This is a genomic window from Sinomonas soli (assembly GCF_054782415.1).
This window is the reverse complement of record NZ_BAAGSN010000016.1, coordinates 17,298-40,414: the sequence shown is the minus strand read 5'-3', so window position 1 is coordinate 40,414 and position 23,117 is coordinate 17,298. Positions and strand designations below refer to the sequence as shown.

19 protein-coding genes are annotated in these 23,117 nt (G+C 73.5%); 12 read left to right on the top strand and 7 right to left on the bottom strand.

What is annotated here, in order from left to right; genetic code table 11:
- The first annotated feature begins 22 nt into the window (after positions 1 to 22).
- Positions 23 to 1,333, top strand: a complete 1,311-nt coding sequence (locus ACYVKZ_RS16035) for an MFS transporter (RefSeq protein WP_460993229.1) — start codon at positions 23 to 25, stop codon at positions 1,331 to 1,333.
- A 24-nt stretch (positions 1,334 to 1,357) separates the two neighbouring features.
- On the opposite strand, the gene ACYVKZ_RS16030 is transcribed toward ACYVKZ_RS16035, so the two are convergent.
- Positions 1,358 to 1,774 carry a DUF1844 domain-containing protein gene (locus ACYVKZ_RS16030; RefSeq protein ID WP_460993228.1) on the bottom strand — a complete coding sequence of 139 codons (417 nt, stop codon included), beginning with the start codon at positions 1,772 to 1,774 and terminating at the stop codon, positions 1,358 to 1,360.
- 321 nt (positions 1,775 to 2,095) lie between these two features.
- Between ACYVKZ_RS16030 and infC the strand changes: the two genes are divergently transcribed.
- The 5 genes from infC to ACYVKZ_RS16005 all read left to right on the top strand — a co-directional run bounded on the left by infC (position 2,096) and on the right by ACYVKZ_RS16005 (position 6,273).
- A complete protein-coding gene (gene infC, locus ACYVKZ_RS16025; RefSeq protein WP_460993227.1) occupies positions 2,096 to 3,358 on the top strand; it encodes a translation initiation factor IF-3 in 1,263 nt (420 codons plus the stop codon).
- Between the two features lie 171 nt (positions 3,359 to 3,529).
- Positions 3,530 to 3,724, top strand: a complete 195-nt coding sequence (rpmI, locus tag ACYVKZ_RS16020; protein ID WP_066497294.1) for a 50S ribosomal protein L35 — start codon at positions 3,530 to 3,532, stop codon at positions 3,722 to 3,724.
- Positions 3,725 to 3,816: 92 nt separating this feature from the next.
- Positions 3,817 to 4,200, top strand: coding sequence for a 50S ribosomal protein L20 (rplT, locus tag ACYVKZ_RS16015; RefSeq protein WP_066497295.1), 384 nt, complete (start codon positions 3,817 to 3,819; stop codon positions 4,198 to 4,200).
- Positions 4,201 to 4,340: 140 nt separating this feature from the next.
- Positions 4,341 to 5,204 carry a TrmH family RNA methyltransferase gene (locus ACYVKZ_RS16010; RefSeq protein ID WP_460993226.1) on the top strand — a complete coding sequence of 288 codons (864 nt, stop codon included), beginning with the start codon at positions 4,341 to 4,343 and terminating at the stop codon, positions 5,202 to 5,204.
- 115 nt (positions 5,205 to 5,319) lie between these two features.
- Positions 5,320 to 6,273, top strand: a complete 954-nt coding sequence (locus tag ACYVKZ_RS16005) for a cation diffusion facilitator family transporter (RefSeq protein WP_460993225.1) — start codon at positions 5,320 to 5,322, stop codon at positions 6,271 to 6,273.
- A 12-nt stretch (positions 6,274 to 6,285) separates the two neighbouring features.
- Here the strand turns inward: ACYVKZ_RS16005 and ACYVKZ_RS16000 are convergent, their stop codons facing one another.
- Positions 6,286 to 7,425, bottom strand: a complete 1,140-nt coding sequence (locus tag ACYVKZ_RS16000; RefSeq protein WP_460993522.1) for an MFS transporter — start codon at positions 7,423 to 7,425, stop codon at positions 6,286 to 6,288.
- A 357-nt stretch (positions 7,426 to 7,782) separates the two neighbouring features.
- Here ACYVKZ_RS16000 and ACYVKZ_RS15995 point away from each other — a divergent pair, with 357 nt between their 5' ends.
- Positions 7,783 to 8,163, top strand: coding sequence for an NUDIX domain-containing protein (locus ACYVKZ_RS15995; protein WP_460993521.1), 381 nt, complete (start codon positions 7,783 to 7,785; stop codon positions 8,161 to 8,163).
- 30 nt (positions 8,164 to 8,193) lie between these two features.
- Here ACYVKZ_RS15995 and ACYVKZ_RS15990 read toward each other — a convergent pair whose 3' ends face one another.
- Both ACYVKZ_RS15990 and ACYVKZ_RS15985 read right to left on the bottom strand, forming a co-directional pair.
- On the bottom strand, positions 8,194 to 9,270 hold the full coding sequence (locus ACYVKZ_RS15990; protein WP_460993224.1) for an Rv2578c family radical SAM protein: 1,077 nt from the start codon (positions 9,268 to 9,270) through the stop codon (positions 8,194 to 8,196).
- Positions 9,271 to 9,330: 60 nt separating this feature from the next.
- Positions 9,331 to 9,987 carry an SIMPL domain-containing protein gene (locus tag ACYVKZ_RS15985; RefSeq protein ID WP_460993223.1) on the bottom strand — a complete coding sequence of 219 codons (657 nt, stop codon included), beginning with the start codon at positions 9,985 to 9,987 and terminating at the stop codon, positions 9,331 to 9,333.
- A gap of 120 nt (positions 9,988 to 10,107) precedes the next feature.
- Between ACYVKZ_RS15985 and pheS the strand changes: the two genes are divergently transcribed.
- Genes pheS through ACYVKZ_RS15970 form a run of 3 tightly spaced genes read left to right on the top strand, consistent with a single transcriptional unit; the run spans position 10,108 to position 14,459 of the window.
- Positions 10,108 to 11,157: a phenylalanine--tRNA ligase subunit alpha gene (pheS, locus tag ACYVKZ_RS15980; RefSeq protein WP_460993520.1), complete on the top strand. Its 1,050-nt coding sequence runs from the start codon at positions 10,108 to 10,110 to the stop codon at positions 11,155 to 11,157.
- A gap of 4 nt (positions 11,158 to 11,161) precedes the next feature.
- Positions 11,162 to 13,711, top strand: coding sequence for a phenylalanine--tRNA ligase subunit beta (gene pheT / locus ACYVKZ_RS15975; protein ID WP_460993222.1), 2,550 nt, complete (start codon positions 11,162 to 11,164; stop codon positions 13,709 to 13,711).
- Positions 13,712 to 13,730: 19 nt separating this feature from the next.
- Entirely contained in the window at positions 13,731 to 14,459 is a 729-nt protein-coding gene (locus ACYVKZ_RS15970) for a 4'-phosphopantetheinyl transferase family protein (RefSeq protein WP_460993221.1), read from the top strand.
- A 22-nt stretch (positions 14,460 to 14,481) separates the two neighbouring features.
- Here the strand turns inward: ACYVKZ_RS15970 and ACYVKZ_RS15965 are convergent, their stop codons facing one another.
- The 3 genes from ACYVKZ_RS15965 to ACYVKZ_RS15955 are packed head-to-tail and all read right to left on the bottom strand — an operon-like array spanning position 14,482 to position 20,764.
- Positions 14,482 to 15,852, bottom strand: coding sequence for a M1 family metallopeptidase (locus ACYVKZ_RS15965; RefSeq protein WP_460993220.1), 1,371 nt, complete (start codon positions 15,850 to 15,852; stop codon positions 14,482 to 14,484).
- Positions 15,849 to 19,766 (bottom strand): Pls/PosA family non-ribosomal peptide synthetase, encoded by a 3,918-nt coding sequence (locus ACYVKZ_RS15960; RefSeq protein ID WP_460993218.1) that lies wholly within the window; start codon positions 19,764 to 19,766, stop codon positions 15,849 to 15,851. The genes ACYVKZ_RS15965 and ACYVKZ_RS15960 overlap by 4 nt, the downstream gene beginning before the upstream one ends.
- Positions 19,767 to 19,798: 32 nt before the next feature.
- Complete coding sequence (locus ACYVKZ_RS15955) at positions 19,799 to 20,764, bottom strand: quinone oxidoreductase family protein (RefSeq protein WP_460993217.1); 966 nt, start codon at positions 20,762 to 20,764, stop codon at positions 19,799 to 19,801.
- A 125-nt stretch (positions 20,765 to 20,889) separates the two neighbouring features.
- Between ACYVKZ_RS15955 and argC the strand changes: the two genes are divergently transcribed.
- Together argC and argJ are read left to right on the top strand one after the other, a co-directional pair.
- Positions 20,890 to 21,954, top strand: coding sequence for an N-acetyl-gamma-glutamyl-phosphate reductase (gene argC, locus ACYVKZ_RS15950; protein WP_460993216.1), 1,065 nt, complete (start codon positions 20,890 to 20,892; stop codon positions 21,952 to 21,954).
- Entirely contained in the window at positions 21,951 to 23,117 is a 1,167-nt protein-coding gene (gene argJ, locus ACYVKZ_RS15945; RefSeq protein WP_460993215.1) for a bifunctional glutamate N-acetyltransferase/amino-acid acetyltransferase ArgJ, read from the top strand. The genes argC and argJ overlap by 4 nt, the downstream gene beginning before the upstream one ends.

The following is a 23,117-nucleotide window of genomic DNA, read 5'->3' as shown; positions in this document are numbered from 1 at the left end:
GGTGCGCACGGAAGAGGGACCCATGGACTTCGCCCAGTACGGGCACCTGTGGCGCCGGAAAGAGGTCCGGCGCCTGCTGCTCGTGGCGATGGTCGCCCGGCTGCCGCACTCTGCGGCCGGCGTGCTCCTGACCCTCCACGTCGTCCAGACCCTCGGCCTCGGCTACGCGGCAGCGGGCGCCGTCGCGGCGGTGCTGACCATCGGGATCGCCCTCGGCGCACCCTGGCGCGGCCGCCGGGTCGACACGGCCGGGCTGCGGACCGCGCTCATCCCCTCGATCGTGGCCGAGGCCGTCGTCTGGGGCGTCGCCCCCCACCTGGACTACCCGTGGCTGCTCGTCGCCGCGCTCGTCGGCGGGCTCTTCGCCCTCCCGATCTTCTCCGTGGTGCGCCAGTCCCTCGGCGTCATGACCCACGCGGGGCAGCGCCGCACGGCCTTCGCCCTGGACTCGATCTGCACCGAGGTCACCTTCATGGTCGGCCCCGCGCTGGCCGCCTTCGTCGCCGTCAACGTCTCCACCGTCTGGGGGCTCACGGGGGTCGGGGCCTCGGCCGCGCTGGCAGGCCTGTCCCTGCTGTGGTTCAACCCGCCCACGCGCACGGGGCAGCCCGGCGCGGTGCCCGGCGCCGGAGCCGACGATGCCGAGCTCGTCGAGGTGGCCTCCGGACCGGAGTCGGCGGAGTCGCCGGCCCCCACCGAGGTCGCCGCCGGGCAGGCGGACGGCGCCTCCGGCCTCCGGCGCCTCCTCGGGCGCGCCCGGGGCGGTCCCGCGTGGGCGGGCGTCGCCGTCGTCGTCGTCATGGCCGTCGCCGCCGGCGCCGGCATGGTCCTCTCCGGCACCGACGTGGGCATCGTGGCGATCCTGCGCGAGCACGGCCAGGGGGGCGAGCTCGGCGTAGTGTTCTTCTTCTGGTGCTTCGCCTCGCTCGTGGGCGGGCTGCTCTACGGGGCGATGCACCGCCCGGTCTCCCCGCTGGTCCTGCTCACGGCGATGAGCGTGCTGACCATCCCGATGGGCCTCGCGCACGACACCGTGACCCTGAGCCTGCTCTCGGTGCTGCCCGGACTCCTGTGCGCACCGACCCTGTCCGCAGCGTCGGAGCGGGTCGCCGAGCTCGTCCCGGAGCGCCGCCGCGGGGAGGCGATGGGCTGGTACGGCTCCGCGCTCACGGCGGGGACGGCGCTGGGCTCGCCCCTGACCGGCACCCTGATCGACGCCGTCGGGCCGTGGTCCGGCTTCGTGGGCATCGGGGCCGCCGGCACCCTCCTGTGCGTGGGCGGCATCGTCGCGCAGAGCGCACGACGACGCCGCTCGCCGCAGTCGGTCGGCTGAATCACCCGGACGGGCGCGCCGCGGTCAGTTGACGGGGCCGGTGTACTTCTCGCCCGGGCCCTTGCCCGGCTCGTCCTGGATCACGGACGCCTCGCGGAAGGCGAGCTGGAGGGAGCGGAGGCCGTCCCGCAACGGACCCGCGTGCTGCGAGCCGATCTCGGGGGCTGCGGCGGTCACGAGGCCGGCGAGTGCCGTGATGAGCTTGCGGGCCTCGTCGAGGTCCTTGAGCTCCGCGGCGTCCGCGCCGTCGGCCAGCCCGCACTTGACCGCGGCCGCGCTCATGAGGTGGACTGCCGTGGTCGTGATGACCTCCACGGCCGCGACCTCGGCGATGTCGCGCACCTGGGCGTCGACGTCCGGGGCGCCGGAGGGGGCCGTGTCGAAGCTGTGGCGGTGGGCGCCGTCGGAGGGCATGGGGGCGTTGGGGCTGGTGCTGCTCATGCTGATAAGCTTGGCACAGACCGACTGGATGTCGTTATTCACGCGCGAGCCGCTCGGAAACCCGGCCAGCCCCCTCCGTGGGCGCTGGTGAGGGTTTTTGTGCGCCTACCCTGTATACTTGACTGACAGTTTGCAAGCGGAGATCACCTCCCACCTGTCGGCGTCCGGGCCTCACGGCCGGAAAGCTGCCGGGTACCAGGTTGGCCGGTCCGGCATCACGCCGGGCCGAGAAGGCTCGCCCCGACGGGGAGGGCGCCATCCGAGGCCTCCGATTGCACCGGCAATCGGGGGCCTTCCTTGTTGCCGGGGCACTTCCGTCACATGTACAGGAGCTTGAACATTAGCGATCCACGCATCAATGAGCGAATCCGCGTTCCCGAGGTTCGCCTCGTAGGCCCTGCGGGCGAGCAGGTGGGCATCGTACGCATCGAAGATGCGCTGCGACTGGCTACGGAGTCAGACCTCGACCTCGTCGAGGTGGCGCCCCAGGCCAAGCCACCGGTATGCAAGCTGATGGACTTCGGCAAGTACAAGTACGAGGCCGCGGTCAAGGCACGCGAGGCGCGGAAGAACCAGACGAACACCGTTCTGAAGGAGATCCGGTTCCGCCTCAAGATCGACAAGCACGACTACGAGACGAAGAAGGGCCACGCGCTCCGCTTCCTCGGCGCCGGCGACAAGGTCAAGGCCATGATCCAGTTCCGCGGCCGTGAGCAGCAGCGCCCTGAGATGGGCATCCGGCTGCTCCAGCGGTTCGCGGAGGACGTCGCCGAGGTCGGTTTGATCGAGTCCACGCCGCGCATCGATGGCCGCAACATGGTCATGGTGATCGGCCCCCTGAAGAACAAGGCGGAGGCGAAGGCAGAGGCCCGCCGCTCGGCGCAGCGCGCTGCCGACAAGGCCAAGGCAGAGGAGGCGAAGTCCGCATCGGTCACGGCCGGGCAGGCGCCGCTGACCCAGTCGCTGGGCGACGCCATCCCGGCCGAGTTCCTCCAGGCCGCCCAGGCCCGCGAGAACGCTGAGCCGGAAGCGGCCGAGGCACCGGAGGAATCCGTCGCCCCAGCAGCCGAGGCCGAGGAGGCTCCCAAGGCTGAGGCCGCTGCCCCCGAGGCTGAGGCGCCCAAGGCCGCTGCCCCCGAGGCTGAGGCGCCCAAGGCCGCTGCCCCCGAGGCTGAGGCGCCCAAGGCCGCTGCCCCCGAGGCTGAGGCCCCGAAGGCTGAGGCTCCGAAGGCTGAGGCTCCCAAGGCCGCTGCCCCCGAGGCTGAGGCCCCGAAGGCTGAGGCTCCGAAGGCTGAGGCTCCGAAGGCTGAGGCTCCGAAGGCTGAGGCTCCCAAGGCCGCTGCCCCCAAGGCTGAGGCGCCCAAGGCCGCTGCCCCCAAGCAGCCGGGCGCGCCGAAGCCGGCGGCTGAGGCCGCCCCGAAGCCGGCCCAGTCCGCACCGCGGCCGGCGGCGGCGCCCAAGCCGGTGGCAGCACCCAAGCCGTCGGTCCCGAAGCCGGGTGCGCCTCGCCCGTCGTCGGCGGCGCCCAAGCCGTCTGCCCCGAAGCCGACGGCGCCCCGGCCGTCCGGCCGCCGGGGCAACTAGACCAGACCCGGCCGGGCCGGGCCGCTCGCCCCTGGCGAGCGGGCTGCCCGCCGAGTCCGCCGCCGCGGGCCCAGCGCCCGCGGGCGGCACGCAACGAGTCGGCCTGCGCGAGCAGGCCGCCAACGAAATCCGCGGCCCCGTGCCGCGGGAAGCAAAAGGAGATCGGTTCCCATGCCGAAGATGAAGACGCACAGCGGCGCCAAGAAGCGCTTCAAGCTGACCGGTTCCGGCAAGCTCAAGCGCCAGCAGGCCAACCGCCGCCACTACCTCGAGCACAAGCCGACGACGCTCACGCGCCGCCTCGCCGCGGACAAGATCGTCTCGGGCGGCGACGCCAAGGTCATCAAGCGCATGCTCGGCATCTGATTTCTTCCACCCACCGGCCCTGAGAGGGGCCACGAGCCATCCCGGCCGGGCAGAGCCCGGGTGTCTGGGAGAGATTCAAAAGGAGTACGCACGTGGCACGTGTGAAGCGGGCAGTCAACGCCCTGAAGAAGCGCCGTACCGTCCTCGATCGGGCGTCCGGCTACCGTGGTCAGCGCTCGCGCCTGTACCGCAAGGCCAAGGAACAGCTGCTGCACTCGTTCGTGTACAGCTACCAGGACCGCCACAAGCGGAAGGGCGACTTCCGCCGCCTGTGGATCCAGCGCATCAACGCTGCCTCCCGCGCCAACGGCCTGACCTACAACCGCCTCATCCAGGGCCTCAAGGCCGCTGAGGTCGAGGTGGACCGCCGCATGCTCGCCGAGCTGGCTGTCTCCGACGCCGCCGCGTTCGCGGCCCTCGTCGAGGTTGCGAAGAAGGCCCTCCCGGCCGACGTCAACGCCCCGGTCGCCAAGTAGCACCGCAGGGCAGCCCTGCCGGGCACGCCCCGGCGGAAGCGCCCTCCGCCCAGCGCCCGCACAGCCCCAGGCTGTGCGGGCGCTGCCGCGTCCGGGGCCGGACGGCTCGCTAGAGTTGGTGCGTGATACCGAGTCCGACCATGACCAATCCTCGCGCCGACCGCGTCCGCGATGTCGCCAAGCTGGCCACCCGGGCCGCTCGGAACCGCCGGCGGCAGTTCCTCGCCGAGGGCCCCCAGGCCGTGCGCGAGGCGCTCCGGCTGGACGCCGAGCGCCGCGCCCAGGGGGCCGCACCGGTCGTCGTCGAGCTCTACGCGAGCGAGCCCTGCCTCTCCCGCCATCCCGAGATCGCCCACCTCGCCGAGGCCACCGGCAGGCTGCGCCTCGCGGACGACGAGGTCCTCGCGGCCATGGCGGACACAGTGAATCCCCAGGGCATCGTCGCCGTGTGCACCATGCTCGACGTCCCGCTCGCCTCCGTCCTCGCACCGCGGCCCCGGCTGCTCGCCGTCATGTGCCGGGTGCAGGACCCGGGCAACGCGGGCACGATCCTGCGCGCCGCAGACTCCGCCGGCGCCGACGCCGTGGTCCTCACCGCCGGGAGCGTCGACATCTACAACCCCAAGGCCGTCCGCAGCACCGCGGGCTCGATCTTCCACGTGCCGGTGGTGCTCGGCGTCGATCCGTCGGACTTCGCTGCCGCGGCCCGCGCTGCGGGCCTCGGCATCCTCGCGGCGGACGGCGGCGGGCCGCTCGACCTCGACAGTCTCCAGGACGCCGCGGCCGGGCGCAGGGCCGGCGGGGACGGGGACGCGGGGGAGTACCGCCTCGAGGACCCCACCGCGTGGCTCTTCGGCAATGAGGCGCAGGGCCTCAGCGAGGCCGAGAAGGGCCTCGCCGACCACCGGGTCGCGGTCCCCCTGTACGGACGGGCCGAGAGCCTCAACGTCGGCACCGCCGCGACGGTCTGCCTGTACGCGAGCGCCAGGAGCCAGCGGCGCTGAGCGGGGGGGCGGGTGCCCGTAGGGTAGGACCGAGCCGCCCGTGCGCACCTCACGGGACCGGCAAGCACATCAGTCTGGGTCCAGCACCTCAGTGCGGACCGTGAAGGAGGGGACCATGTCGTCCGGTGGTGGGACCAAGGCCGTCGTGGCGGCGCTGACAGCGAACCTGTCGATCGCGGTGATGAAGTTCCTCGCCTTCGCGCTCACGGCGTCCTCGTCGATGCTCGCCGAGGCGATCCACTCGGTGGCCGACTCAGGCAACCAGCTCCTCCTCCTCGTCGGCGGGAAGCGCTCCCGCAAGCAGGCGAACCCGGAGCACCCGTTCGGCTACGGGCGAGAGCGGTACATCTACGGGTTCATCGTCTCGATCGTGCTGTTCAGCGTCGGCGGCCTGTTCGCCCTCTTCGAGGCCTGGGAGAAGTTCAAGGACCCCCACGGCATCGAGGGACCCTGGTGGTGGGTGCCCCTCGTCATCCTCGTGGGAGCCGCGACGGCGGAGGGCCTCTCCTTCCGCACTGCTGTCCGGGAGGCGCACCATCTCCGCGGCGGCCAGTCCTGGGTGGCCTTCGTCCGCAACGCGAAGCAGCCCGAGCTGCCCGTGATCCTCCTCGAGGACTTCGGCGCACTCCTCGGCCTCCTCTTCGCCCTCGTCGGCGTCTCCCTCACGCTCGTGACGGGCAACGGCCTCTGGGACGCTGCGGGGACGGCCATGATCGGACTGCTCCTCGTGGTGATCGCCGCCGTGCTCGCCCTCGAGACCAGCTCGCTCCTGCTCGGCGAATCGGCCACCCGCTCGGACGTGCGGCGGATCGAGGCGGCGATCATCGCCGACGGGACCCGGATCATCCATCTGCGCACCATGCACCTGGGCCCGGACGAGCTGCTAGTCGGTGCCAAGATCAGCGTGGCCCGCGGGGCGAGCGGCGCGGAGATCGCCCGGACGATCGACGAGGCCGAAGCCCGGATCAGGGCCTCGGTCCCGAGCGCACGGGTCATCTACCTCGAGCCGGACATCCACCGGGACGGGGACGCGCGGCCCCCGGCCATCACGGAACCGCCCGCCGGATAGCGCCCGGCGCCCTCAGCGGGCCTTGCGCCGCTCGAGGGCGCCGCTCAGCAGCGCGATCCCGAGGCCCAGCACTGCGAGGACCGCCCCGACGTACGCGGGCGCGACGAAGCCCCAACCCGCCGCGATGACCGCTCCTCCGAGGAACGCGCCGAGGGCGTTGGCCACGTTGAGGGCCGAGTGGCTCAGCGAGGTGGCGAGGGTCGCGGCGCCTGGGGCGGAGTCCAGCAGCCGCGCCTGGAGCGCGGGGATGAGGATCGAGCCGGAGCCTCCCACCACAAACACCATGAGCAGGGCGAGCGGCCAGACGGGCGCGGCGAGGCCGTAGAGCACCATCACCCCGGCCACGGCGGCGAGCGCCCAGTAGATCGTGCCCATCACGGAGCGGTCGGCGAGGCGGCCGCCGGCCATATTGCCCGCGACCATCCCGAGCCCGTACAGCGCCACGACCACCGGCATCAGCGCCTCGGGCAGCCCGGCGACGGACGTCATCGTGTGGGCGATGTACGTGTAGGTGGCGAAGAAGCCGCCGAAGCCCACGACGCCGACGGCGAGGGCGAGCCACAGCTGCCCCCGGCGGAGCGCCGAGAGCTCCCTGCGGATGCTCGCCTCCGGATGCGGCGGCTCGTACGGGACGAAGCGGGCGACCATCGCCACGCAGGCGACGGCGATCACCGCGGTCACGACGAACAGCAGGCGCCAGCCCAGCGACTGCCCGAGCCAGGTGGCCGCGGGCACCCCGAGGACGTTCGCGATCGTCAGGCCGGACATGACCGTGGCGATGGCCCATCCCCTCTTCGTGGGCGCCACGAGCGAGGCTGCGATGACCGCGGCCGTGCCGAAGTAGGCCCCGTGCGGAAGGCCCGCGGCGAAGCGCGAGAGGAGCATCGCGCCGTAGCCGGCGGCCACGAACGAGGACAGATTCGCGAGCGCGTAGAACGCCATGAGGCCGAGGACCAGGGCCTTGCGCGGAAGCCGGGCGCCGACCGCGGCCAGCAGCGGTGCACCCACCACGACGCCGAGGGCGTACGCGGAGATGAGCTGGCCGGCCTGCGGGGTGCTGATGGCGAGCCCGCGCTCGATCTCCTTGAGCAGCCCCATGGTCGCGAACTCGACGGTCCCGATCGCGAAGCCGCCGAGGCCGAGGGCCAGCATGGCCCAGAAGAGGGGCTTGGGGGCGAGCAGCGTGGAGCGATGCCCCGCCACCGCCCCGGGGTGGCCGGTGGGGCTGGCAGGGGGGACGCCCTCGGCGGGCGCCGTGGGGGCGTGCGGGAGGGCGGGCGGTTCGGGCGTGGGCACGGTGGCATTCCTGGTGTCGGGGGCCGGATGAGGTCTGGGGAGGATCGCCGTCGGCCCTCGTCTCGTGCCAACAGTACGGGAGGCGCTCCCATTCCGTACGGCCCCTGGACCGGGCCCTAGACTGGGCCGGTGCAGACGCAGACCGACGGAGCCGGCCCCCAGTTCGTCCAAGTGGTCGGGGGAGCGATCGTCGATTCGCTCGAGCAGCCCACCATGCTCTTGGCGGCGCGCAGGACGGCGCCGCCGGCCTTTGCGGGCCTCTGGGAGTTCCCGGGGGGAAAGGTCGAGGACGGAGAGTCGGCCGAGGAGGGCCTGCGCCGCGAGCTGGACGAGGAACTCGGCGTGGCCGTGGCCCTCGGGCCCGAGGTGCCCGGCCCGCTGCCTCAGGGGTGGCCCCTCAACGACCGGGCGGCGATGCGGGTGTGGCTCGCCGAGGTGCGCGCGGGCGTGCCCGAGCCCCTGCAGGACCATGACGAGCTGAGGTGGGTCGGACTCGAGGGGGATGCCCTGACGGAGCTGGACTGGATCCCCGCGGACTTCCCGATCGTGGACGCGGTCCGCCGCCGCGCCGTCCGCCGCCGCGCCGTCCGCTGACACTCCGGGCCGCAGCGCTCCTGCCCGGGATCAGAAGAGGGCATCCTGCCGCGGGGTGCGGGCGGACTCTTGCGCCGCCGGGCCCCCGGCGGCGAGGACATCCCCGTCGCGGTGGCCGAAGGCCTCATCGCGCTCGAAGCCCCGGCCGAAGCCATGGCGGGCCTTGGCGGCCGCGACGCGCCGGCCCAGCCACGCGCGGTACTCGGACGGGGCGTAGGAGCCCTTCGCGTAGAGCCTGCGGTAGCGGCCGACCAGCTGCGGGTGCGTCTTCGCGAGCCATCCCATGAACCACTCGCGGGTCCCCGGGCGCAGGTGGAGCGCGCCGGCCGTGACCCCGGTCGCACCGGCCTCGGCGAGCTTGCCCATGAGCGCGTCGAGGTGCTCCTCGGAGTCGGTGAGCCAGGGGAGGATGGGCATCGCCATGACCCCGCACGGCAGGCCCGCGTCGCGCAGCCTCGACACCAGGTGCAGCCGGGCGCCGGGGGAGGGTGTCCCGGGCTCGAGGGCGGACTGGAGCTCGGGGTCGAGGACGGCGAGGGAGATCCCGGCGCCGATCGGCACCTGGGCCGCAGCTGCCTTCAGGAGCGGGATGTCACGGGCGAGCAGCGTTCCCTTGGTCAGGATGGAGAACGGGGTTCCGGAGTCCGCGAGGGCGCGGATGATCCCGGGCATCAGGGCGTAGCGGCCCTCGGCACGCTGGTAGGGGTCGGTGTTGGTCCCGAGCGCCACGTGCTCCCGCGCCCAGGAGCGCCTCGAGACCTCGGCCCGCAGCACCTCGCCGACGTTGACCTTGACCACGAGCTGCCGGTCGAAGTCGAGGCCGGAATCGAGGTCGAGGTACGTGTGGGTCTTGCGTGCGAAGCAGTAGACGCAGGCATGGCTGCACCCGCGGTAGGGATTGACGGTCCAGTGGAACGGCATGGAGGACGCCGGCGGGACCTTGTTGAGCGCCGATTTCGCGGCGACCTCGTGGAAGGTGATTCCCTGGAACTCCGGCGTCCTCACCGTGCGCAGCGCGCCCGCAAGGGACAGGAGGGGCGGCTGGGCCGGGGTGCCGTCGTCCGGCCCGGAGAGCGGCTCGGCGACCGACTGCGTGTTCCATCGCATGCCACTCATTCGAATACATCTTCGAATCAGTGTCAAGGGGCGCTGGGGCCGAGGCCGCCGCTACGCCTCCTCCGCCAGGGTCCAGGTCACCGTCACGCTCGCCCGCACCTCGGTCTCGCCGGCCTCGAGCGGTGCGCTCGGCTCGGCTGCGGTGAAGGAGGCCCGCCGCAGCGGCATGGGTGCCCCCGGCGGCGCGGCGGCCGGCGCCCCGCCGGCGTCGATGCGGACTGCGGCGCCCAGCGCCCGCCCGGCCAGGGCGGCGAGCCGCCTGGCCGCCCCCTCGGCCTCGTGGAAGGCGGCGGCCTGGGCCGAGGCCTCCGCGGCCGAGGGGTCCGAGACTCCGAGGGAGATGCCGTGGATGCGCACCGCGCCGCCGCCGGCCGCGACGACCGCGTCGAGGAGCTCGCCCGTGCGGGCCAGGTCCCGGGCCCCGATCGTCAGCCCCCGGCTCGCGACGTAGCCCACGAGCTGCTGGCCGCGGCCCTCCTCCCAGGTCAGCTCCGGCGCCACCGAAAGCGAGGAGGAGACGATGTCGGAGCGCGTCACCCCGGAACGCAGCGCCGCGGCGACGATCGACTCGGAAGCCCGGGAGGCGCCGTCGTACGCCTCGCCCAGGCGGGGGGAGCGGACCTCTGCACCCACGCGGAGCACCGCGATGTCGGGAACCACGGTCACCGCTCCGGTGCCGGTGACGGTGATGGAATGCGGACTGCTCATGGCTATCAGGTCCTTCCGCCGGCGGCGGCGCGCCCCGGCGCGCACAGGGGCATCGTAGCCGTGAACTAGACTTGACGGGTGCCCGAGACTACGCCCCCATCCGCCGAGACAGAGCTTCCCGTGAGCGAGACGAGCGTCCCCGACCCCGTGGACGAGGCCGCCGTCGCCGCCGCCGTCGAGAGGGCCCTCGAGGCCGTCGCGGGTGCCGCCGACCTCGATGCGCTCAAGTCGGCGCGCATCGCCCACACCGGGGAGAAGTCTCCCCTCGCCCTCGCCAACCGCGCGATCGGCTCCCTCCCCAAGGAGTCGAAGGCCGCGGCCGGCAAGCTGGTCGGCGGGGCCCGGGGGAGGGTCAACAAGGCCATCGCCGAGCGGCAGTCCGTGCTCGAGGCCGAGGACGCGGCCCGCATCCTCGTCGAGGAGACCGTCGACGTCACGGCGGCGCCCCGGCGCAGGCGCGCCGGCGCCCGGCACCCGCTCTCGACACTGCAGGACCGGGTCAGCGACATCTTCGTGGGCATGGGCTGGGAGATCGCCGAGGGGCCCGAGCTCGAGTCCGAGTGGTTCAACTTCGACGCCCTCAACTTCAAGCCCGACCACCCCGCGCGCGAGATGCAGGACACGTTCTTCGTCGACCCGCCCGAGGCGCACCTGCTCCTGCGCACGCACACGTCGCCGGTGCAGGTCCGCTCGATGCTCGAGCGAGAGGTCCCCCTCTACGTGCTCTGCCCCGGCAAGGTGTTCCGCACGGACGAGCTCGACGCGACCCACACCCCGGTGTTCCACCAGTTCGAGGGCCTCGCGATCGACAAGGGCCTGTCGATGGCGGACCTGCGCGGGACCCTCGAGCACTTCGCGCGGCTGATGTTCGGGGCCGAGGCCCAGATCCGCCTGCGTCCCAACTACTTCCCGTTCACCGAGCCGAGCGCCGAGCTGGACATCTGGCACCCCGGCGCGAAGGGCGGGCCCGCCTGGATCGAGTGGGGCGGGTGCGGGATGGTCAACCCGAACGTCCTGCGGGCGGCGGGCATCGACCCCGAGCAGTACTCGGGGTTCGCGTTCGGGATGGGCATCGAGCGCACCCTCATGTTCCGCAACGAGGTCGCCGACATGCACGACATGATCGAGGGCGACGTCCGCTTCAGCCAGCACTTCGGGATGGAGATCTAGTCCAATGCGAATCCCCCTTTCGTGGCTGCGCGAGTACACGCAGCTACCCGCGGACGCGACCGCCGAGGACCTCATGGCCGACCTCGTCAAGGTCGGCCTCGAGGAAGAGGCCGTCCACCGGCCCGCCGACTCGATCCGCGGTCCCATCGTGGTCGGCCAGGTGCTCAGCGCGGTCAAGGAGCCGCAGAGCAACGGGAAGACCATCAACTGGTGCCAGGTGCGCGTGGTCCCCGAGGGCCAGGAGCAGACCCTCACGGGCAAGGGCATCGAGCCGTCGGGCGTCCAGGGGATCGTGTGCGGCGCGCACAACTTCGCCCCGGGGGACAAGGTCGTCGTGACCCTGCCCGGGGCCACGCTTCCCGGCGACTTCCACATCGCCGCCCGCAAGACCTACGGCCACGTCTCGGCCGGGATGATCGCCTCCGTGCGCGAGCTCGGGATCGGCGACGACCACGACGGCATCCTCGTCCTCTCCCGCATCGGGCTCGACCCGGAGGTCGGGACGGACGCCCTCGAGCTCCTCGGGCTCACCGACGAGGCCGCCGAGATCAACGTCACCCCGGACCGCGCCTACTGCTTCTCCATCCGGGGGATCGCCCGCGAGTACTCGCACGCGACCGGCACCGAGTTCACCGACCCGGCCGAGCTCGTGGAGGCGCCCCAGACGCTCGCGGGCGGCTACGACGTGGTGCTCGACGACCGGGCGCCGATCTACGGCGTGCCCGGCTGCGACCGCTTCGTGGCGCGCACCGTCCGCGGCATCGACCCGACCCGGCCCACCCCCCAGTGGATGGTCTCGCGGCTGCGCCTCGCCGGCGTCCGGTCGATCTCCCTGCCCGTGGACATCTCGAACTACGTCATGTTCGAGCTCGGCCAGCCCACGCACTGCTACGACCTCGACACGCTCACCGGGCCCATCACGGTCCGCCGCGCCGCGCCGGGGGAGAAGATCACCACGCTCGACGACAAGGTCCGGGCCCTCGATCCCGAGGACCTGCTCATCACGGACGAGTCCGGCCCGATCGGCATCGCCGGCGTCATGGGCGGCGCCGCGACCGAGTGCTCCGACGCGACCGTGAACGTCCTCATCGAGGCCGCCCACTTCGACACCGTGAGCATCGCCCGCTCGCGCCGCCGCCACAAGCTGCCCTCGGAGGCGTCCAAGCGCTTCGAGCGGGGCGTCGACTGGAACGTCGCCGGGGTCGCCGCGCAGCGCGTCGTCGACCTCCTGGTCCAGTACGGCGGCGGGGTCGCCGACGAGGCGGGCACCGACGTCGGGACCGCGCCCACCCCCGTGCGGATCGAGCTGCCCGCCGGGTTCGCGTCCTCGCGGATCGGCATGGAGTTCAGCGAGGAGCTCATCACGCGCGCCCTCGGCGACCTCGGCGCCGACGTCGAGCGTGCCGGCGAGGACTTCATGGTCACCCCGCCGAGCTGGCGCAACGACCTCGAGACCAAGGAAGACCTGTCCGAGGAGATCGCCCGGCTCGTCGGCTACGACAAGATCCCGGCGACCCTGCCGACCGCGCCCCCGGGCCGCGGGTTCACCCGCAGCCAGCAGCAGCGCCGCCGGCTCGTCCAGGCCCTGGCCGACGCGGGCCTGACCGAGGTGCTCGCGTACCCCTTCGCCACGAAGGCCGAGAACGAGACCTTCGGCGTGCCAGCGGAGGGCGCCCCGCGGCCCGCCGTCAAGCTCGCCAACCCGCTCAGCGAGGAGCGCGGCTGGTTGCGCACCTCCCTGCTGCCGGGGCTCCTGGAGACCGCCCGGCGCAACCACGGGCGCGGCTTCCGCGACCTGGCACTCTACGAGGCCGGCCTCGTCTTCCTCCCCGGGGACGGGCCGCTCGGCACCGCCGTCATCCCGCCCCTGGGCGTGCGCCCCGCGGACGAGGTCCTCGACTCCCTCTACAACGGGCTCCCGGACCAGCCGCTCCACGTCGCGGGCGTGTTCACCGGCAAGGACATGCCCGAGGCCCCTGGCAGCGCGCCGCGGGCCTGGGACTGGGCCGACGCACTGGACTACGCCCGCATGGCCGGCGAGGTCCTCGGCGTGGAGCTCGTGGTCTCGCAGGGCTCGCACCAGGCGTTCCACCCCGGCCGGACGGCCCAGCTGGCCCTGCGCTCCGGCGAGACGGTGGGCTATGCCGGAGAGCTGCACCCGAAGGTCCTGGCCGGCCTCGACCTCCCCGCCCGGTCCGTGGCCTTCGAGCTCGACGCCGACGCCCTCTTCGAGGCCGCCGCGGACGTCGTCGTGGCCCGCCACCTCTCGACGTTCCCCGTGGCGACGCAGGACGTCGCGCTCATCGTCGACGCGGCGCTCCCTGCCGACGCCGTGCTCGGCGCCCTCCGCGAGGGTGCCGGCGACCTCCTCGAGGACGTCCATCTGTTCGATGTGTACACCGGCAAGGGCATTGACGAGGGCAAGAAGTCCCTCGCGTTCGGCCTGCGGTTCCGCGCCGACGACCGCACGCTGACGGCCGACGAGGCCTCCGAGGCGCGCGCCGGTGCCGTGGCACGCGCCGCCGAGCGGTTCGGCGCGGTCCAGCGCGGCTAGACGCCGCTCCGCCGCCGCGATGCGCCTGCGGGCAGTTCCGCTCGGTCACCCCGGGTCGGGGCTGCCCGCCGGCGTCTGCACTCCGGGCGAGCTCGAGCGGGCCGCGGCGATCCTCGACCCGGTCCGCAGCCGCGAGTACGTCGCGGGACGGCTCGCGCTGCGGTGCCTCGTCGCCGAGCTCGCCAGGACGGATCCGCGGCTCGTCGTCCCCGCCTACCGCTGCCCCGCGTGCGGGCCGGGGGAGCACGGCGCGCCGGGATTCGCCCTCGTCCGAGAGGCTCCGTGCGCCGGGGCGGACACCGCGCACGACGACGGGGTGCGGCTCCCGCTGGACGTCGCCGCGAGCGTGTCCCGGGCCGGCGGGTGGGCCCTCCTGGCCGCCGAGGTCGCTCCGTGGGAGCGCGAGGTCGCTCCGTGGGAGCGCGAGGCCGCCCCGTGGGGGCGCGAGGTCGGGGCCACCCCGGCGCGGATCGGCGTCGATCTGGCCCACGTCGCGGACTTCCGGGGGACGCTGCCGGACGCGGCCTTCACGGCGGACGAGGGCCGCCGCGTCTGGTCGGCACCGGATCCGCCGGCTGAGGCGGCGCGGCTGTGGGTGCGCAAGGAGGCCCTGCTCAAGGCCATGGGGACTGGCCTCCGCACCGATCCGGCAGCGGTCAGCACCAGCGGCGACCCGCGTGTGCGCGACCTGGATGCGGTGGAGCTCGGCCTTCCGGAGGGCTTCGTCGCCGCCGTCGCCCGGACCTGATCCCGGGCCTGTGGGGGAGGGACTACGCCGGCAGGGGCGGCAGCGGACCCTCGAACAGCCACGGGCGCAGGACCGCGTGCGCCTCGAAGCCGGGCGCCCCGGCGCCCACGCGGTCGAGGAGCTCGAGGAAGTCTGCCGTGGACGCGTTCGCGTGCCGGTTCTCCTCGCAGAAGGCCCGCAGGGCACGGAAGAACCTGTCGTCCCCGAGCACGCGCCGCACGGCATGCAGGGCGAGGGCGCCGCGCTTGTACACGCGGTCGTCGAACATCATCGCCGCCCCGGGAGCGCCGACCAGGAGGTCCTGCCGCTGCGTCGCCACGAGCGTCCAGGCTGCCGCGGCCCGCGAGGCCACGGAGCCCTGGCCCGCGTGCTCGCTCCAGAGCCACTCCGCGTAGCACGCGAATCCCTCGTGGAGCCAGATGTCCTCCCACGTCCTGGCGGTGACGGAATTGCCGAACCACTGGTGCGCGAGCTCGTGAGCGAGGAGCCGCTGCGACTCCCAGCTGCGGGTGATGTGGTTGCGGCCCACGATGGAGAGCGTCTGCGCCTCGAGCGGGATCTCGAGCTCGTCCTCGGTCACCACCACGGTGTAGTCGCGGAAGGGGTAGGGCCCGAAGAGGTCGGTGAACAGGGCGAGCATGGCCTGCTGGTCGCGCAGCCCTGTGAGCGCGTCCTGGCGCAGGGCCGGCGGGACGGCCGCGAACACCCCGACCGCGGGGGACTCCCGGCGGGGGAGGCGCCCGAGCTCGAGCAGCTGGAACCGGCCGATCAGCAGGGTGGCCAGGTAGGGCGCCATCGGCTCGTGGACCTCGTAGATCCAGGTCTCCCGGCTGGCCTTGCGCCGGTGCCCCACCACGAGGCCGTTCGAGACGACGCGGTACCCGGCGTCGGCCGAGGCGGAGATGCGGAAGGTGGCCTTCTGGCTGGGGTGGTCGTTGCAGGGGAACCACGTGGGCGCGCCGATGGGCTGACCCGCGACGAGGATGCCGTCCTCGAGCTCTTCCCAGCCCACATCGCCCCACTCGCCGTCGGTGGGGCCCGGGCTGCCCTCGTACCGGACCTCGAGCGAGAAGTCCCGGCCCTCGGGCACGGGGGTGGCGGGCGTGATGCGCAGCTCGTCTCCACGCTGGACGGCCTTGGCCCTCGCCCCCTCGACCTGTGCCTTGAGCACGCGGAGTCCGGCGAGGCTGAGGGTGATCGTCTCGAGCCTCCGGTTCGCCGTGCCGCGCAGCCGCGCCCTGCCTGCGAGCCGGTTGCTCGCGAGCTTGACCTCGAGTTCGAGGTCGTAGTGCGCGACGGTGTAGTCGGGGCTTCCGTGCCCGGGCGTGTAGGGGTCGGGGAGGGCGCCGCCGCCGGGCGGCGCGGCCGGGGTAGCGCGACGGTCCTGTCTCACCTGGTGGGTGCCTCCGGTTCCTTCCACGGCACCACGGGGTTGCCGCGCCAGTGTGATCCCGCGGGCACGTGCTCGCCCCGCATGACGAGCGACGCCGGCCCAACCGTCGCGCCGTCGTCGATCCTCGCGCCGGGGAGGACGACGCCGTGCGGCCCGAGCGTCGCCCCCTCGCCGAGCGCGGCGGTGTCGATCGCCATGATGCGGTCGTGGAACAGGTGCGTCTGCACGACGCAGCCCCGGTTCACGGTCGAGCTGCGTCCGAGCGAGACGAGGTCCGCCTCAGGCAGCCAGTAGCTCTCGCACCAGGCGCCGGAGCCGATCTTCGCCCCGAGGGACCGCAGCCACCACACGAGCGCCGGGGTGCCGGCCGCTGCCCGCGCGAACCAGGGGGCCGCGACCATCTCCACGAACGTGTCCTGGACCTCGTTGCGCCACACGAACGAGCTCCACAGGGGGTGCTCGCCGGCATGGATCCGGCCCACGAAGAGCCACTTCGCGGCGGTTGCGGATGCGGCCGCGACTGCCCCGGCCGCGAGCATGACCGCCCCGCACAGCAGCGCCGCGGCCAGGTACCCCCATGCGGCGGCGAGCCAGTCGAGGGCCGCGAGCACGGCGACGGCGATGGCCACGGTGAGCACCACCGGAACCGCGCGGCACAGCTCCCACAGGGCGCGCGCGACCTTCAGGCGCCGTGCCGGCCGGAAGGTCCGCTCGGCGTCCGTCGAGATCGCCGTGCGGCGCAGGCGCACGGGAGGGCTCCCGAGCCAGGACGAGCCGGACTTCGCCTTCTTCGGTGCGGCGGAGAGGACGGCGACGAGTCCATCCTTCGGCACGGACCGGCCCGCGGCCGTCATCCCGGAGTTGCCGAGGAAGGCGCGCTTCCCGATCTTCGCGGGCGCGATCTTCATCCAGCCTCCGCCGAGCTCGTAGCTGGCCACCATGGTGTCATCGGCCAGGAAGGCCCCGTCGGCGACCGTGGTCATCGAGGGCAGCAGCAGCACAGTGGACGCCTCGACGTCCTTGCCGACCTTCGCGCCGAGGACCCGCAGCCAGACGGGCGTGGCGAGGCTCGCGTAGACCGGGAACAGGACCTCCCGGGCCAGGTCGAGGACCCGCTCGGTGGCCCAGACCTGCCAACCGGTCCGCGAGCGGACGCGGTGGTACCCGGCAGTGAGCCCGAGGCCGAGCAGACGGGTGGTGCCGGCGATGAGCAGGAGGTTGAGGACGAACCACGCGGCCGCCGCGAGGGGCGTCGCCGCGAGCATCGGCACCAGCGCGGCATGGAGCGAAGGGTGTCCGCGCGCCGCCCAGGCGAGCAGGACGCCGGCCGCCGCCGCAGAGGCGAACGGGATGAGCGCGAGCAGCGCGGAGCCCGCCGCGAAGGCGCCGATCCACAGGGCCTCGGCCGCCCGGGAGCGCCGCGCCGCAGCCTCCGGCCATCCGGGCTTGGCCTTGCCCACCCGGCTCGCGGGCGATCCTGCCACCCGTAGGCCCGCCTTGACCTTGCCCGAGACGGCGGAACCGGGGTCGACGACGGCGCCCGCGCCGATGCGGGCACCGGGCAGGAGGGTGCTGCGCGCCCCGACGGCCGCGCCGGCGCCGATGCTGATCCCGCCGAGGTGGACCCAGTCGCCGTCGATCCACCAGCCCGAGAGGTCGACTTCGGGCTCGACCGAGGCGCCCGGCCCGACGGAGAGCATGCCGGTGACCGGCGGGACGGAGTGCAGCACGGCATCCCGGCCGATCTTCGCCCCGAGGGCGCGGGCGTAGTACGGGACCCATGGCGCGCTCGCGAGGCTCACGGCCTGGGCGAGGTCGGCGATCTGCTCGGCCAGCCAGAGCCGCAGGTGCACGGAGCCCGTCCGCGGATAGCGGCCGGGGGAGACCCCGCGCAGGAGGAGCCGGGCCGCCGCCACCGAGACGGCCATCCGTCCCCAGGGGCTGACGAACACCAGCCAGGACGCCGCGACCCACCACCAGGAGACCGTCGGGGCGGCCGAGAACCCCGCGCCGGCGGCGAGGACGTTGTTCGCGGCCGCGAGGTAGGTCAGCCACCGCATGCCCACGAGGATGAAGAGCGGGAGGCCCATGAGCGTCTGGAGCCACTGGATCCGCGCGGGCGTGGGGCGCACGGCGCGGGCCCGGGCGGGCTCGGCGGAGCCCGTGCCGACCACGGCGTCGACGAGGGCGCCGACCCTGGGGTGCGCGTACACGTCGGCGACGGTGACGGTGGGGTAGCGCCGGCGCAGCGCGGAGACGAGCTGGGCGGCCGCGAGGGACCCGCCGCCGTGGGCAAAGAAGTCGGCATCGAGCCCCGGGGCGGCGCTGCCGAGGACGGCGCCCCACTGCTCGACGATCCACGCGGCGTCCTCGGGGAGCTCGAGGTCGGGGCCCTCCTCGTTGTCCTGCCCCGGCAGCGGCCAGGGCAGCGCCTTGCGGTCCCCCTTCCCGCTCGTCGTGGTCGGGAGGGAGTCCACGACGGCGAGCAGCGGCACGAGCGCGGCCGGCAGCTCCCGCGCGAGCCGCGCCCGGCACGCGGCGAGGTCCGGCGCCGTGCCGCGGGCCGGCGCGAGGTACCCGACGAGGATCTGGTTCCCGGCCGCCGTCGTGCGCACGGCCGCCGCCGCGCCGGCGATGCCGGGGAGCGCCTGCAGCGCCGCGTCGACCTCGCCGAGCTCGATCCGGCGGCCGCCGAGCTTGACCTGCTCGTCCGCCCGTCCTTGGAAGGAGAGGCCGTCGGGCTCGAACCGCACGAGGTCGCCCGAGCGGTAGGCCCGGTCCCACCCCAGCGTGGGGACGGGGGCGTACTTCTCGGCGTCCTTCACCGGGTCGAGGTAGCGGGCCAGGCCCACGCCGCCGATGATGAGCTCGCCCACCTCCCCGGCGGCCACGGGCGCCCCGGCCGTGTCGACGACCGCGAGGTCCCAGCCGTCGAGCGGGAGCCCGATCCGCACCGGCCCCGAGCCGTCCATCAGCGCCGCGCACGCGACGACCGTCGCCTCGGTGGGCCCGTACGTGTTCCATACCTCGCGGCCCTCCACGGCGAGCCGTGCGGCGAGCTCCGGGGGGCACGCCTCGCCGCCGAAGATGAGCAGGCGCACGTTCTCGAGGGCCTCGGCGGGCCACAGGGCGGCGAGGGTCGGGACGGTCGAGACGACGGTGATCCCGCGCTGCACGAGCCACGGGCCGAGATCCATGCCGGTGCGCACGAGCGCCCGGGGAGCGGGCACGAGGCACGCTCCGTGCCGCCAGGCGAGCCACATCTCCTCGCAGGAGGCATCGAACGCCACGGAGAGCCCGGCCAGCACACGGTCGTCGGGGCCGATCGGCTCGCCCTGCAGGAAGAGCCGGGCCTCGGCGTCGACGAAGGCCGCGGCCGAGCGGTGGCTGACCGCGACCCCCTTGGGCGTGCCGGTCGAGCCGGAGGTGAAGATGATCCAGCAGTCGTCCTCCGCTTCGGGCAGCCGGGGCGCCGGGAAGGGCTTGGGCCGGTCCTTCGCGACCACCATGGAGCCCCCGCCGCGCAGGATCCCGGCGACCTTCGCCTCGCTGAAGACGAGCTTCGCCCGCTCGTCCGGGTCGTCGGCGTCGACCGGCACGTAGGCGGCGCCGACCAGCAGCGTGGCGAGGATCGCCACGTACAGCTCGGCGGTGCCCGAGGGGATGCGGACGCCCACCCGGTCCCCGGCGCCCAGGCCCGCGGCGTGGAGCCTGCGCCCCATGGCCCGGACCTCCTCGAGCAGCTCCGCGTAGGAGAGGGAGGCCGAGCCGTCGTCGAGCGCGGGGGCGTCGGGGAAGGCCTCGGCGCTCGCGGTGAGGATGTCGATGAGGGTGCGGGGCTCGGGTGCCCGGTCCGCACTCCTCAGCTGGGCCGCGCCCCCGGCCCGGGGCAGGGGCTCGTGCGTCTCGGTCACTGCCGTGCCTTCTTCGCTCGTGGGGTGGACGGCTACGGGACGAGGAGGACCTTGCCGGTGGTGGCACGGCCCTCGAGCGCGGTGTGCGCCGCGGCGGCCTCCCACAGGGGGAACTGGGCCCCGATGCGGACGTTGAGCGAGCCGGCGGCCACCGCGCCGAAGACCTCGGAGGATCGCCAGCGCCGCTCGGCGGCATTGAGGAGGTGGTGGGCGAGCGTGGGGCGGGTCAGGAAGAGCGAGCCGCCGGCGTTGAGCCGCTGCGGGTCCACCGGGGGCACCGGGCCGGACGCCGCGCCGAACAGCACGAGCATCCCGCGGATGCGCAGGCTCGTCAGGGAGCCGTCGAAGGTGTCCCGGCCCACGCCGTCGTACACCACGTCCACGCCGGCCCCGCCGGTGAGCTCCCTGACCTGCTCGGGGAAGCCGTCGTAGCGGATCACGTGGTCCGCGCCGGCGCCCGAGGCGAGCTCGGCCTTGGCGTCGTTCGAGACCGTGGTGATGACGCGCGCGCCCTTGGCCTTGAGCATCTGGATCATGAGCAGGCCCACCCCGCCCGCGCCGGCGTGGAGCAGCACCGTCTGCCCGGGCTCCACCCGGAAGGTCGAGTTGATGAGGTAGTGGGCGGTCATCCCCTGCAGGGGGAGCGCGGCGGCGGTGAGCAGGTCCACGCCCTCCGGGATGGGGAGGGCCTTGTCCGCGTCGATCAGGGCGTACTCCGCGTAGGTCGCCGCGCCCTCGGCGGTCGCCACCCGGTCGCCCTCGGCGAAGTCGGCGACGCCCTCGCCCACGGCGGCCACGACCCCCGAGGCCTCCGCGCCGGGCGTGAACGGGAAGGACATCGTGTAGAGGCCCTGACGCTGGTAGGTCTCGATGAAGTTGATGCCGGTCGCGGCGACGCGCACCAGGATCTGCCCCGGGCCCGGCTCGGGCCTGGCGATCTCGGTGGGCTTGAGGACTTCAGGGCCCCCGGGGGCTGTGGCGACGATGGCGTTGATCATGGTTCTCCTGCGTGTCTCGAAGTCCAGTGTCGTTCGGTTCGCACCCCCATCCTAGGGAAGCTGCCCGCGAAGAACCCGATGCATAAATATTGACTGCAATGCATAAATTTGCCTAGAGTGGGGCGGTGACCATTACTGCAGCCGTCTCCGGAGCCAGCGGCTACGCCGGGGGAGAGGTCCTCCGCCTGCTGGCCAACCACCCCGAGGTCGAGATCGGGGCCATCACCGCCCACTCGAGCGCGGGCGGCCGGCTGGGGGAGCTCCAGCCGCACCTGCTCCCGCTCGCCGACCGCGTCATCGTCGAGACCACCGTGGAGAACCTCGCCGGCCACGACGTCGTGTTCCTCGCGCTCCCGCACGGGGCGTCCGCCGAGGTGGCCGCCGCCCTGCCCGAGGACACCCTCGTGATCGACGCCGGCGCGGACCACCGCCTCGAGGACCCCGAGGCCTGGTTCCGGTTCTACCGCTCCGAGCACGCCGGCACCTGGCCCTACGGGCTGCCCGAGCTCCCGGTCGGTCCCGGCGCGGGCACGGGCAGCGGCCAGAAGCAGCGCGAGAAGCTGCGGGGCGCGCGGCGGATCGCCGTCCCCGGCTGCTACCCGACCTCCGTCCTGCTCGCCCTCACCCCGGGCTTCGCCGCCGGCCTCCTCGAGCCGGAGGACGTCGTCGTCGTCTCGGCGTCCGGGACCTCCGGGGCAGGCAAGAGCGTCAAGCCGCACCTGCTCGGCTCCGAGGTCATGGGGTCGATGAGCCCGTACGGCGTGGGCGGCGGCCACCGGCACACGCCCGAGATCGAACAGGGCCTCTCCAACGCAGCCGGAGAGCCCGTCACCGTCTCCTTCACCCCGACCCTCGCGCCCATGAGCCGCGGCATCCTCACCACCGCCACGGCCCGCGTCAAGGACGGCGTCGGGCCCGCGTCGCTGCGCGCCGCCTGGGAGTCCGCCTACGGGGACGAGCAGTTCGTCCACCTCCTGCCCTCCGGCCAGTGGCCCGCCACGCAGATGGTCCTCGGGTCCAACAACGCGGTCCTCCAGCTGGCCTTCGACGAGCACGCCGGGCGCGTGATCGTGAGCTCGGCCATCGACAACCTCACCAAGGGCACCGCCGGCGGCGCGGTGCAGTCCATGAACATCGCGCTGGGCCTGAACGAGGGCACCGGCCTCGCACAGCTGGGAGTCGCACCGTGACCGTCACCGCACCCAAGGGCTTCCGGGCCGCCGGCGTCACCGCCGGCCTCAAGGCCTCCGGCAAGCCGGACATGGCGCTCGTCGTCAACGACGGCCCGGACCGCCACGCCGCCGCCGTGTTCACCACCAACAGGGTCATGGCCGCCCCCGTGCGCTGGTCGAAGCAGGTCGTCACGGACGGGCGCGTCGACGCCGTCGTGCTCAATTCCGGCGGGGCGAACGCCTGCACCGGCCCGCAGGGGTTCCAGAACACCCACACGACGGCCGAGAAGGCCGCCGACGTCCTCGGCATATCGGCCGGCGACGTCGTGGTCTGCTCGACCGGGCTGATCGGGGAGCAGCTGCCCATGGACAAGATCGTCCGCGGCGTGGACGAGCTCGCGGCGGCCCTCGCCGACGACGGCGGCCACGACGCCGCCCTCGCGATCATGACCACCGACACCGTGGCGAAGGAGTCCGTCTTCACCGGCACCGACGCGGCCGGGATCGAGTACACCATCGGCGGCATCGCCAAGGGCGCCGGCATGCTCGCCCCGGGCCTCGCAACGATGCTCGTGGTCCTCACCACCGACGCCGCCGCCGCTGCTGAGATGCTCGACGCCGCCCTCCGGGACGCGACCCGCGTGACCTTCGACCGGGCCGACTCCGACGGCTGCATGTCCACGAACGACACCGTCGTGCTGCTCTCCTCCGGCGCCTCCGGGGCGGTCCCGGACGCTGACGCGTTCGCCGCCGGCCTCACCCAGGTCTGCGCCGAGCTGGCCCGCAAGCTCATCGGCGACGCCGAGGGCGCCGCGCACGACATCGCCGTGCGCACCTTCAACGCCGCCAGCGAGCGGGACGCGGAGACCGTCTCCCGTGCCGTGGCGCGGTCGAACCTCTTCAAGACCGCGATCTTCGGCAAGGACCCGAACTGGGGCCGCGTGCTCTCCGCCGTCGGCACCACCGACGCGGCGTTCGAGCCCGACTCCCTGAACGTCTCCATCAACGGCGTCGAGATCTGCCAGAACGGCGGGATCGGCAAGGACCGCTCGCTCGTCGACCTCGAGCCGCGCGAGGTGCTCGTCGAGATCGACCTCGCCGCCGGGGACGCCGAGGCGACCATCTGGACCAACGACCTCACGCACGACTACGTGCACGAGAACTCCGCCTACTCGAGCTGA

Bases quoted from the DNA above. Each gene is read 5' to 3' on its own strand.
- ACYVKZ_RS16035 (WP_460993229.1), top strand. From the start codon at position 23: ATGGACTTCGCCCAGTACGGGCACCTGTGGCGCCGGAAAGAGGTCCGG.
- ACYVKZ_RS16030 (WP_460993228.1), bottom strand. From the start codon at position 1,774: ATGAGCAGCACCAGCCCCAACGCCCCCATGCCCTCCGACGGCGCCCAC.
- infC (WP_460993227.1), top strand. From the start codon at position 2,096: ATGTACAGGAGCTTGAACATTAGCGATCCACGCATCAATGAGCGAATC.
- rpmI (WP_066497294.1), top strand. From the start codon at position 3,530: ATGCCGAAGATGAAGACGCACAGCGGCGCCAAGAAGCGCTTCAAGCTG.
- ACYVKZ_RS16010 (WP_460993226.1), top strand. From the start codon at position 4,341: ATGACCAATCCTCGCGCCGACCGCGTCCGCGATGTCGCCAAGCTGGCC.
- ACYVKZ_RS16005 (WP_460993225.1), top strand. From the start codon at position 5,320: ATGTCGTCCGGTGGTGGGACCAAGGCCGTCGTGGCGGCGCTGACAGCG.
- ACYVKZ_RS16000 (WP_460993522.1), bottom strand. From the start codon at position 7,425: ATGCTGGCCCTCGGCCTCGGCGGCTTCGCGATCGGGACCGTCGAGTTC.
- ACYVKZ_RS15995 (WP_460993521.1), top strand. From the start codon at position 7,783: ATGCTCTTGGCGGCGCGCAGGACGGCGCCGCCGGCCTTTGCGGGCCTC.
- ACYVKZ_RS15990 (WP_460993224.1), bottom strand. From the start codon at position 9,270: ATGCGATGGAACACGCAGTCGGTCGCCGAGCCGCTCTCCGGGCCGGAC.
- ACYVKZ_RS15985 (WP_460993223.1), bottom strand. From the start codon at position 9,987: ATGAGCAGTCCGCATTCCATCACCGTCACCGGCACCGGAGCGGTGACC.
- pheT (WP_460993222.1), top strand. From the start codon at position 11,162: ATGCGAATCCCCCTTTCGTGGCTGCGCGAGTACACGCAGCTACCCGCG.
- ACYVKZ_RS15970 (WP_460993221.1), top strand. From the start codon at position 13,731: ATGCGCCTGCGGGCAGTTCCGCTCGGTCACCCCGGGTCGGGGCTGCCC.
- ACYVKZ_RS15955 (WP_460993217.1), bottom strand. From the start codon at position 20,764: ATGATCAACGCCATCGTCGCCACAGCCCCCGGGGGCCCTGAAGTCCTC.